This is a genomic window from Treponema sp. (assembly GCF_045641405.1).
In the GTDB taxonomy this organism is placed as follows: domain Bacteria; phylum Spirochaetota; class Spirochaetia; order Treponematales; family Treponemataceae; genus Treponema_D.
Genome location: NZ_JAZUGX010000022.1, coordinates 1 through 11,279 on the forward strand (window position 1 = coordinate 1; position 11,279 = coordinate 11,279).

Sequence of the window (11,279 nt, forward strand, 5' to 3'; positions counted from 1 at the left end):
AAATGCGGTTCTTATCTTTGTAATGATCTCCTTGGCTGTGATGTCCGTACAATGGAAGGTGTTCAGTATTGTTTAGATAATAAGCTTTTTACAGAGTTCTGTCCTAAAATGGTTTCGGCTGCGGTGGAAGTTGTGGAAGAAATTATTGAGGAGATGGAAAAAATTTAATGTTTCAAATGCTGCTGTTGAATATTTGACGGTGGTGGGGTGTTGTGGTGCACTTCAGTCAGACTGGACGGCCCTCTAGTTTTTTCTTCTATCCCCATAAATGCTTGTATAATAGGCACGCTTTTCTGAATACATTCTTCTGTCGGATTCCTTTTCTAGATCTGAAATTGAACATCCAGGAAATTCCTTTGCAGATACGACACCCTTGGAGAAGGAAAGTTCAGACAGGTAGATTCCTTTCCATTTTTTTCTGTTCTCTTCCATAAGGGCAAGACATTCTTCAACCTCAATTTCGTTTCCATAAAGAATTGCAATAAATTCATCACCGCCTATGCGATAGACCTTTCCAAGAGAAGAAATCGCAGACGATATGACACCTGCAGCACCCACAATGAGTTCATCACCAGCCTTATGCCCCTTTGTATCATTTGCTCCTTTGAGTCCGTTGACGTCAAATCCTATATACCAGAGATTTCTTGGAATTCCTTTTTCTCCAAGTTCAGTGACAACCTCTTCATAGGCATGTCTACTGTAAAGACCTGTAAGGGCATCAGTATTAAGCATAAGGACAAGAGATTCTTCCTTGCGTTTTATGTCATCGACAAGCTGGCAGGTATAAATCACCTTATCCAGACTGCCTCTATCATTTTCAACTCTTACGAATGAAAACTTAAGCCACTGATCATCGACATTAAGAACTTCAATTGAAATGTCGCATTTTCCCTCAAGCCTTTTCTGAAGGGTAGAAAAATCCGTAAAGTCAACAATTCTATCCCGATGGGCAACGCAGACCCTTTCCCTCATGATTCCCCAAATTACATACTGAATGTCGTCCGAATCATGTTCTTCCACATATTTATGGATATGCTTCAAAGCGGTTATTTCCTTTATCGTGCGTTCCTTGAAATCTATGAGATGGGTCGTAAGGTAGACTGAAGCGATCGACTTCAAAGTTTCCTGTTCACTCTTTTCCTTTTCCATTGCTTCCTTAAGAAGCTGTGTTCGTTTCAGTTCCTCTTTTTTTACATCATCAATATATTCAATTAGAATGACACATCTATCGGCATCCCCTTCCCTGTTCCTGTAGGATGGAATTATCGACATTCTGAACCAGCCCCGTGCAGTAGACTCAAATTCCAATGAAAGAATTTTCTTTCCCTTAAGGGTCTTTCTTATTCCCTCTGCAGTCTTGATATCTCTGAAGGATTTTATGGTTTCAGGAGTGATGTCGAATTCAAACTTTGTAAAATCAAGCCTTATCATTCCCTCATCATTCTTTTCTTCGCCGTATATCCCCTCTGGATCCCAAAGGACCTTCGCCATTCCGCTGAGGGTATCAAGGGAAAGAACCGAATGATAGTATGAAAGAAGCGCATTTGACAGTTCAATCTCTCTGAACAGTTTTTCGTTGTAATCACTTATATCCTGAATATAGCCTCTAAGACAGACACCCTTGCCTTCATATTTATTATTCAGCACTCCACCCATACGCAGTGTTCTTCTTCCAAGTGACGGGTGCTCGTATGGATAGATCACTTCAGCAGGATTTCCACACAGCATCTTTTCGATGGCATCAAGGACACTGTCCATGTACTCAGGAACAATTCTCTCGGACCAGTTCAAATAGTTGTCATCGGCTCTCTGTTCTGACTGCACTCCGATGATTTCCGCAGAAGAAGAATCGGCATAAAGCCTTGGAGCTCCATCACGGACAACGAAATTCCAAAGTCCGATATTTGCATTATAAAGAACATCAGCAATGGAAGTAAGTTCTTCCTGTCTTGCCTTTGCGCTTGATTCCTTTGCATCAATGATGTCTTGAATATCACGGGTTGTTACATAGCAGCCCGCTACTTCTCCATCTCCACCGACAATCGGAGTCATTACGCACTGAAGCGTATGATTTTTTCCACCGATGGACATCTGGTTTTCGTATGCAAAGCTTTCCTTTAAAGACTGAATGAAACCCTTGGTGTAATAGGACTTGATTTTATTTACGCTTTCAGAATGTCCCTTTGCCGAAAGATTCCTATGCATTTTTTCAAGTGGAATTTCTGTTCCGTTGTTGGATGGTTCCAGTTTGTCGATGAAGGTATAGACTGTCATTTTTTTTATGTCTATCAACCAGACAGCATCGGCAAAGAATGACATATTCTCAAAAAGAGGCTTGTTGAAATCCAAGATGTTGTTAGCGTCCATTTTTTTAATCCGTGTACAAAACTTATTTTATATTGATACATATTATATCTGATTTTTTCAGATTAATCTAATTATCACAGGATGATGAAAGTTAGACCACACAAACAGACGCAAACATCAATGGAGCTATAGGCTAACCTTCGATGGCAACATAGATTTCAACAGTGGCATTCACTCCGTCAAAGGCAACATATTCTTCAAAGTCAGCAGTAAATTTTCGTTTAAGGTCTGTATTCCATATTTCCTGCCAGGCTGAAGCAACGGCCTTTACCTGATCGCCGAAAACATGGAAGTGGGCATACTTTCCTGCTGGTATCGTAAGCTGAACAAGATCCTTGTTTGCTGCTTCAGAAACCTCAGCCCCCACAGTCACCTGATAGCTGTCGGCTTCATAGTCGGAATAGATTCCGAAGGAATGTTCATTCAACCTGTTTCTGATCGATGCATTGATTCCTTTCCCAAAGAAATCCTGCCAAAGACCACCGATGACCTGCTGCATATCAGGACTTGCATTTCCTGTCCTTGCGGCAACTCCAACAATCTTTTTCTCTTCAAGGGTTACAACTTCGTAATTCATAAATGTCTCCTTAACAAAAACTCCGCCTTGGCGGTGATTTACTGAAGACAATATAGCAATCATAACTTGACAACCCTATGTCATATTAAAAAATATTTTTGTTTTATCCGCGTCTATATTTCTTTCCAAAGAACTTTGAGAATTCATGGTGAAAATTTTCTTTGCAGGAACGGGAAACTGAAATACGCACATCACCTTCCATCATGATCTCATCGTTCGAGACACTTGTAATTCGCTTGATATTGACAAGATAGCTCGAATGAGGAACAGCAAAACCTTCTTCCTTAAGCTCTTCCCCAAGAACCGAAAGCTTTTCCCTTGAGACGATTTTGCCGTCTTCTGATTTTATTGGAGAGGATTCTGAAAGGACAATGTGGCATCCATGCTTTGCCTTCTCGATGTAAAGAATATTGTTGACTGGGATCATAGTGGCTTTCCCGTCGGAAACTACCTCGATGGTCTTCTGCTGCTTACGGCGTTTCATTTCAATAAGAAGATCATCTATGGTACGGGCTATTTTATCCTTATCTTCATTCTTAAGTATGTAGCGATATGGCGAGACTTCAAAATGCTCGGTCTGAGGTGTCACTACGGCAGAACAGAAGCAGACAACCGCAGTCTGGTTCTTCTTTCTAAGCTCCACCACTGTCTCGAATCCACTCATCAGCTGCATCTGCATATCTATGAGAATAAGGTCGGTGTTTTCTTTCATGTCCTCAAGAAAACTTAATCCCGAATTGAATGAATGTATATTCATCGACGCCATATCATAGTTGCTGCTTTTTTCAACAGCCATCTTAAGCTGAATGAGATCACTTTCTGTGTCATCGCAAATAACAATTTCGTACATATTATATCTTCTCCTTTGGAAGGCAAATGCTTGATATAAAAATATCTTCATCCATGTCCATATCAAAGATTCCCCCATATTTTTCACAGAGCAATCTGACGTTGAAAAGTCCTATGCCGTGTTCACTTGGAAGTTCCTTTGTAGAAACAAGCTTTCCGTTCTTTATATCAACCCTTGAAAAATGATTTTCAACCACCAGCATTATGAAGTTTCCTTCAGTCTCAAATAGTTTTATGGATACTTCGGAATTCTCAGGAAGGATACCGTGTGACTCCTGCCATTCCTTTTCCGCACGGACTGCATTATCGATAAGATTTCCAAACATTGCGATGATGTCGATTTCCTCAAATGCATCAAGATCTACTTCAGGTTCAACCTGATAGTTTATGCGGACATTCTGTTTAATGGCAAAATTTTCTTTTTCATTTAGCAATGCATTCGCGATTCTGTTTCGAACATATTTTCTTGGAGTATTTTTCTGAAGCTCTATGTTCATGACCTTGAGAAGCTTTTCTATTTCTTCAGTCTTTCCTTCTGCACACAGACCACCGATGGCGGCAAGATAATGCTTTTCATCATGGCGTATGATAGCCTGCTTCTGTTCAATTTCATCGAGACGGTCATAATAATTCTTTTCCATCTCATATTTTCTCATCACCCTTTCAAGCTTATGGAACATAGGATTTTCATTGTTGAGGGCGACTGCAGTTATCATCAAGGAAACATTCAGGCTTGTTACAAGGGATTCTGGGAACACCAGCTGTAACACCGTAAAAAAAGTTACAGCCACAAAGCAAGAAGAAAAAGTCAGCTTCTTTACTGGATCTGCCCTTCGCACATATCCACCCCCAAAGACCGCAATAAAAAAGAGAAACACAGGAACAAGAGAAAAGACTATGAAAACAGGAGTTCCATAGGAATAGTTTGTCGTCTTTCCTTCAACTATCTTTACCTGGGGCATTGTAACAAGAGTCGCTATGGCAATACCTAGGGCAAGCACGATGAATAAAATTTTTTCCGCCAAGGATTTTGGCAACCTGTTTACGATAGAACGAAAATAGAAGTACATGAACCAAAGCTCGGCTTCCAACAGAACATAGAAAATTCCATGAAAAACATAATTCGCTGTCATGGAAACATATCCAACCTTGTTCACCGACCATGCCGTGATGGCATCAAAAACAACGCAAAGCTCACCACAGCAATAAAGGAGATCTGAAAATATATTCCTGTTGCTGTCCTTTTCCGACCCCTTTACCATGAGAAATCCGATGTATAGCAGAAACACCAAACACCCCGTCTGAAGCCTGCAATAAGAAAAAAATTCTATCATATTTTCATTCTATCATGGCGTTAGATTTTCTTCACGATGCTCTTATACTTGAAGTAATTGATGACTGAACGGATAAGCTCATCTGTTATGATTGCCACAAAGACACCTGCAATCCCCATGTTCAAGACACGCACAAAGAAAAGGGCAGATGAAATTACAATTACGGAACCAGCCATCTGGGTAAAGAACATCCATATTGTATTGCCACTTCCACGAATCGCACTGCCGATGATGATGTTGCCTGACTTTCCGTAAAGGTTGATGCACATAAGGATAAGATAGATTCCGCAGCCTGCAATGATTTCTGGATCCTTTGAAAACAGTCCGATGATTTTTCCAGGAAACAAAGAGCAGACGGCAAGCATGAGCAGCGACACTCCAACAGAAAGGATTCCTGCAGAAAGAACAGTTCCCCTGTATTTGTTTCTATCGCAGGCTCCCATTGCTTCTCCCGTAAGCGTGAGGGTTGCATTTCCAAACGAACCGATAACAACCACAACAAGAAGCTCAACACCGAAAATCATGGAATAGATTCCCGCTGCCATTTCATTGATAGAGTTGAGGATCACAATAAGGATAAGGTTTGATCCATTCCAAGCAAAATCCTCAAAGGCAGTATTGATACCAAGTTTTACAGATTTCAGAAATGGAACTGGTGATGACTTGATGATCGCTTTAATGGATGGTCTTGTAAAAAGTTTTTTGCTTGTAAAGAAAATATAGGATGAATAAGCCATGCCAGCATATTCCGCAATTACAGTCGCGATAGCGGCACCTTTCATCCCCATAGAAGGACACCCAAGATGACCTTCTATCATTACCCAGTCAAGGAAAATGTTGAGTCCCGCACGGATAAGTCCATACCACATCATTGGCTTTGTGTAGTTTGAAGTCTGCATGATTACCATCGACGAAGACTGAAGTCCGACAAGAAGAATTGATGGCGAATACCATCTTGTGTATTCAACGCATAGCGGCAGAACATTTTCCGAAACGTCCATTGCTTGAAAGATATACCTATTGAAGAAGAACCAGAAAATAAAAAGCAGAGTCGGAATCACATTGGTCCACACAAGCATGGAAGCTGAATACTTTTCCACCTCGTCAGTTTCCTTTGCACCGACCTTCTGACTGATGATTATTGAAGATCCAATCACGATGGAAAAACAGAATGAAAGTGATGTCCAGACTGGGCTGCTTACATTTCCAATTGCGCTCAGGTAGATGTCGTTCATCTGACCTAAAAATGCCTTGTCTATGATCATCTGGATCTGACCGATAACATTTGCCAGAATCAAAGGGAGAGCAATCTTAAAAATAGAATTGAAGTAAGTCTTATTGAGTTTCATGCCATCAATATAATAAAAATTGAAAACTATGTTGATTGCTGTGGCAAAAAATACAGTATATGGGGCGAATTTAGGAAATTGAAGAAGGACTTGCTACTTTTAATATTCCAAAATCAGAATCCATTGCATAATCACCGCCTGATTGCACTTTTCTGGCATCATAAGCTGACTCAAATTCAACCACATTATCAGTCCACATTTCGCACTGGCTGATAACAATATTAAGTGCATCTTCCTGACCTTCTGGTGGATATTTATATTTTTTCAATAGGCGTTTAACAAGACGGCGCATACCGGCTCTGGCAGATTCTTTTTTCTGCCAGTCAATTGTTCGATTTTTACGAAGAGTTTCTGTAAGCTCTTTGGTAAGAGCGATTAATTCAGGATTTTTATAGAAGTCACCAATATTTTCAGGCTTAGTCAATGCATCGTAGAATGCCATTTCTTCTTCAGTCAGGCCAAGTTTATTTCCTTCTTCTTTTGCATGCATCATTTCCTTTGCCATTTTAAGAAGTTCTTCAATTACTTCTTCGTTGGTAAGCATGCCATTTAAATAACGGTTCAAAGCCTGCTGAACAATTTCGCTGAACTTTTCTGATTTTACAAGATTTGTTCTTTTGTAAATTTTAATCTGTTCATCAATGAGTTTTCTAAGCATTTCTACCGCAAGATTTTTTTCTTTCATCTTAGAAATACTTTCCAGGAATGCTGAATCAAAAAGATTGAACTGTTCGCCAATGTCGCTGAAGAGATTAAGAACACCTTCTGATTTTACAGACTGTTTTAAAAGTTCGTTGATTCTGTCATTGATTTCTTTAAGCGAGAATTTTTTCCCAGTTGGATTGTACAGAATTCTCATCGCAAGAACTCTGACAGCTTCAAAGAATGCTGCTTCCTGACGCATATGTTCCTTTACCATAGAAGAACAGAGAGAAAGTGCCTGACGAAGCAACATAGCTTCTTTTATGAACGCCTGTTTTTCAACTTCTTTATCTGGCGCCATAATATAGTTTACGGCACCACTGATTGTTATACCGCGCTGCAAATCTGTTCCGTCGTAAAATTTTGTATAGTCAAAACCAAAGAAAAGATTACGACATACTTCAAGTTTTTCCTGGAATTTTGGGAATGCCCGTTTTGCAATATCCATCTCGCCATAGTTTTTCTGATCACGGACAGTATAGTCATTCATTGCCTGTTTTAGAGCAGATGCAATTCCAATGTAATCTACAACAAGACCTCCTTCCTTATCTTTCCAGACACGGTTTACACGGGCAATGGCCTGCATAAGATTGTGGGCCTCCATAGGCTTGTAGACATACATAGTTGCAAGTGACGGTACATCAAAACCAGTAAGCCACATATCAACAACAATAGCAATTTTTAGAGGACTGTCTTCTTTTTTGAATCTTGTAGCCAGTTCCTGTTTATGCTGCTTGTTTCCAATTATTGCACGCCAGTCTTCCGGATCCTTGTTGCTTTCTGTCATTACAACAGCAATGCGGGCATCATCACCTGGAACTTCCACGGTGCTTGCAGCTCCAGTCGCGGTGGTTGAGCCTGTCGAAACCACTCTTTTTGTACCAGCCCATTCAGGACGAAGTTCAAGAATACGGTTGTAAATCTTCATGGCAATGGAACGAGTGTAGGCAACAATCAATGCTTTTCCTGTATACAGCTGCTGACGCTCATTTTCGTAATGATCAAGAATATCATCTACAAGCGAATTGATCGTTTTTTCATGGCCAAGAATTTCTTCCATCTGACCAAGTTCACGTTTGCTTTTCTGGATGACTTCTTCATCAGCATTCTGAGCAAGAAAATCATATTCTGTATCAATTTGAGCAAGCACTTTTTCATCAAGCTTTAGTTTAATAACGCGACTTTCATAATAAACAGGACGAGTTGCACCATCTTCTACAGCCTGAGTCATATCGTAAACATCAATATAATCACCAAAAACTTCGATTGTACTGCGGTCTTTAGAAGAAATTGGAGTTCCAGTGAAGCCAATAAAGCTGGCATTAGGAAGACTGTCACGGATGATTCTTGCAGTACCGGTAACAGTTTTTACAATCACATTGCCATTTTCATCATGCTGAATATTTCCGTCTTTATCTTTAACAGTTTTGATTTTTTCAGAAAGTCCGTACTGCCCACGATGGTAAGCGTCTAATTACCACCACCTAAAAATGATCAAATTTACATAATAGAATGGTCTCCAGAACGGAGGCCATTTTGAATTTATTCGATACAAAAGCAAAAAGAGAAGCTTGGCTGGACAGATATGCAGCATCAAATATGCCGATTGATCTTTTCTGCGAAATGAATCACATCAAAAAAGAAACAATCACAAAAGCATTGGATGAAAAAATGTCATCCTTTAGGGAACAGCATCCACCTAAGCCACCTGCAGTAAACATTACGGATTTCGTAGAAGTAGAAGTTGGAACAGAACCTGTAATAGAGAAGTTTCAGATTATCGATGACGAACCCTGTTACGAAAAACCTGCAGAAAAGATAATTGTAAAACTTGGAAAAGCAGTAATTGAGGTACCAGCATCAGTAGGGAAGATGCAGTTGCAAAATATATTAAGGGCGGTAATAGAATTATGAAATTTGATTTAACTAATACAAGAATATTTTTAAGACCAGGAGTAACAGATCTACGTATTTCAACAGATGAACTTCTTCATCTCATAAAAAATATCATGGAAAAAGATCCCTTAAGTGGTGCTGTATTTCTGTTCTGTAATAAACGAAGAAATATCCTGAAAGCAATCTGGTGGGACAAAACAGGCTTTTGGACGGCACAGAAAAAACTTGAAAAGCACAGATGGCCTTGGCCGGAAAACAAAGAAGCTGTAAATGAAATCAACTCAAGGCAGATGGCAATGCTTCTGACCGGAATAGATTTTACCAAGATGCATGAGGAACTTCATTTTGAGAAATTTGCGTGATATAATTAAATATAGTTATCCCGACAAACAGTCTTTTGTTGGGGGTACAGGTTTGACGATGGTAAATTTTAGAGGGCCGTCAACTTCAACCTAAAAGTTATAGTGAATAATAAGGTTTATTCACTATAATTTTTCCCAAAACTACTTTTTAAATGTTTTCATTTATGTTAACATTTAAACCGTGGGAAACAGAATGGGGATTACATTAGAAGAAGCTCTCAAAATGCTGAAAGCTGCGAACTCAATCATTCAGAGTCAGCAGAAGGAAATATCCGACCAGAAGTTAAAGATTGATGCACAGAGTTGTGTAATCCACTCAAAAGACCTCCAGATAAAACAGCAGGAAGTAGAATTAAAGCAGAGCCAGATTGAGATTGAAAGAAAGAATCTTGAAATCCTTCAGTTACAGGAGAGACTTGCAACTCAATTGAGATACAGATTCTGTGCCCGTTCCGAAAAAGCAAATGACCAGCCAAGCCTGTTTGATTTCGAGGATGAATCTTATATTCCATCAGAAGAAGAAATTGAGGCAACGGTTGCAGGTGAAGGACCTTACAAAGAACAGCTGGTAAAAGCCTATAAGCGCAGAAAATGTGGACGCAAGAAGCTTTCAGAAGACCTCCCACGCCGTGAGATTTACATCGACATTCCCGAAGAAGAAAAGCATTGTGCATGCGGTGCAGAACTTGTAAAGGTAGGGGAAGACCGTTCTGAACGGCTCCAGGTTGTACCTGCACAGATCTATGTGGAAGTCACCGTTCGTCCCAAATATGCCTGCAGGAACTGTGAAGGCAGTGCCGATGAAGACAAGCCTGTGTTCCGACAGATGCCGGCACCCAAACATATCATCCCGAAATCAATATCAACACCAAACCTTCTGGCGTTCATCTTCACCCAGAAATTCTGTGAGCACAATCCTTATTACAGACAGTCAAAGGCTTTTGAGAGACGATTGATTGATATTTCAAGAGCTGATATGGATAACTGGCAGCTCAAGGTTTATGAAAGGCTTAAACCCATGGAGCAGATTCTTATGAATCACATAAAGTCAGGGCCTGTGATGAATATGGACGAGACTACGGTAAAGGTTCTGAAATACGAAAATGCCGAAGCGAACCTGAACCGGAAGAAATCCTATATGTGGCTGGCCTGCGGCGGTCCTGAAAATCAGAAAGCCGTAATTTACAGGTATTTCGAGAGCCGGAATCCCAAGTTCGTCAAACCATTCATAAACGGTTTCAAGGGATGGCTTCAGACTGACGAGTACGGTGGCTATGAAGCAGCCCTGGAGGAACATGAAAAATTATATCCTGATGATCTCATAATTCATGTGGCATGCATGGCTCATGTACGGCGAAAATTCTTTGATGCTGCAAAATGTGGCCAGGGTTTTTCCAAGGATTCAGAAAAGGCGCTTGCATACATCCAGAAAGTATATTTCCTCGAAAACAGATTGAGAGAGCAGAACCTTTCAGACGATGAACTTATTTCTCAGCGAAAACTTAAGATTCTTCCTGTCTTAAATGAGTTTCATGACTGGATGGCATCCATTCAGCCAGTCGTCGTTCCTGAATTGAAATTCGGAAAAGCTTTGAACTATGCACTTAATTATTGGCAGCATATTTTAAATTACGTTGAATGTCCGTATATTTACCTCGACAATTCAATCTCGGAAAGATCCATAAAACCGTTTGTACTAGGACGCAAAAACTGGCTTTTTGCCGGCTCGGAAGATGGTGCACGCTCAAGCTGCCTCTTGTTTACATTGATTGAATGTGCTAAAATCCATAATATAAATCCAGAAGATTATCTTCGCTGTATTTTTGAACAGGCCGCCGATACT

The 11,279-nt window shown here is 40.1% G+C and carries 8 protein-coding genes and 1 pseudogene; 3 read left to right on the forward strand and 6 right to left on the reverse strand.

All coding sequences use genetic code 11. The features are described from left to right. Nucleotides 1-243: 243 nt before the first annotated feature. From ACKI39_RS03945 to ACKI39_RS03970, 6 genes and pseudogenes are all read right to left on the reverse strand, one after another. On the reverse strand, nucleotides 244-2,367 hold the full coding sequence (locus ACKI39_RS03945; protein ID WP_407397876.1) for a sensor domain-containing diguanylate cyclase: 2,124 nt from the start codon (nucleotides 2,365-2,367) through the stop codon (nucleotides 244-246). Nucleotides 2,368-2,500: 133 nt separating this feature from the next. Further along, nucleotides 2,501-2,944 (reverse strand): GyrI-like domain-containing protein, encoded by a 444-nt coding sequence (locus ACKI39_RS03950; RefSeq protein ID WP_407397878.1) that lies wholly within the window; start codon nucleotides 2,942-2,944, stop codon nucleotides 2,501-2,503. A gap of 103 nt (nucleotides 2,945-3,047) precedes the next feature. Beyond that, complete coding sequence (locus ACKI39_RS03955) at nucleotides 3,048-3,794, reverse strand: LytR/AlgR family response regulator transcription factor (protein WP_407397880.1); 747 nt, start codon at nucleotides 3,792-3,794, stop codon at nucleotides 3,048-3,050. A gap of 1 nt (nucleotide 3,795) precedes the next feature. After that, the gene (locus tag ACKI39_RS03960) at nucleotides 3,796-5,127 is read right to left on the reverse strand and encodes a sensor histidine kinase (protein ID WP_407397882.1); all 1,332 of its coding nucleotides are present in this window, start codon (nucleotides 5,125-5,127) and stop codon (nucleotides 3,796-3,798) included. Between the two features lie 20 nt (nucleotides 5,128-5,147). Next, nucleotides 5,148-6,476: an MATE family efflux transporter gene (locus ACKI39_RS03965; RefSeq protein ID WP_407397884.1), complete on the reverse strand. Its 1,329-nt coding sequence runs from the start codon at nucleotides 6,474-6,476 to the stop codon at nucleotides 5,148-5,150. A gap of 70 nt (nucleotides 6,477-6,546) precedes the next feature. Beyond that, a pseudogene (locus tag ACKI39_RS03970) lies at nucleotides 6,547-8,649 on the reverse strand (type I restriction endonuclease subunit R); the annotation flags it as partial. 65 nt (nucleotides 8,650-8,714) lie between these two features. Between ACKI39_RS03970 and ACKI39_RS03975 the strand changes: the two are divergent. From ACKI39_RS03975 to tnpC, 3 genes are all read left to right on the forward strand, one after another. Next, nucleotides 8,715-9,092: a hypothetical protein gene (locus tag ACKI39_RS03975; RefSeq protein WP_407397886.1), complete on the forward strand. Its 378-nt coding sequence runs from the start codon at nucleotides 8,715-8,717 to the stop codon at nucleotides 9,090-9,092. Then, a complete protein-coding gene (gene tnpB, locus ACKI39_RS03980) occupies nucleotides 9,089-9,436 on the forward strand; it encodes an IS66 family insertion sequence element accessory protein TnpB (RefSeq protein WP_407397888.1) in 348 nt (115 codons plus the stop codon). Before ACKI39_RS03975 ends, tnpB begins: the two co-directional genes overlap by 4 nt. A gap of 193 nt (nucleotides 9,437-9,629) precedes the next feature. Then, nucleotides 9,630-11,279: IS66 family transposase (gene tnpC / locus ACKI39_RS03985; protein ID WP_407397890.1), on the forward strand; the 1,650-nt coding region annotated here is incomplete at its 3' end.

Bases quoted from the DNA above. Each gene is read 5' to 3' on its own strand.
- ACKI39_RS03945 (WP_407397876.1), bottom strand. From the start codon at position 2,367: ATGGACGCTAACAACATCTTGGATTTCAACAAGCCTCTTTTTGAGAAT.
- ACKI39_RS03950 (WP_407397878.1), bottom strand. From the start codon at position 2,944: ATGAATTACGAAGTTGTAACCCTTGAAGAGAAAAAGATTGTTGGAGTT.
- ACKI39_RS03955 (WP_407397880.1), bottom strand. From the start codon at position 3,794: ATGTACGAAATTGTTATTTGCGATGACACAGAAAGTGATCTCATTCAG.
- ACKI39_RS03960 (WP_407397882.1), bottom strand. From the start codon at position 5,127: ATGATAGAATTTTTTTCTTATTGCAGGCTTCAGACGGGGTGTTTGGTG.
- ACKI39_RS03965 (WP_407397884.1), bottom strand. From the start codon at position 6,476: ATGAAACTCAATAAGACTTACTTCAATTCTATTTTTAAGATTGCTCTC.
- tnpB (WP_407397888.1), top strand. From the start codon at position 9,089: ATGAAATTTGATTTAACTAATACAAGAATATTTTTAAGACCAGGAGTA.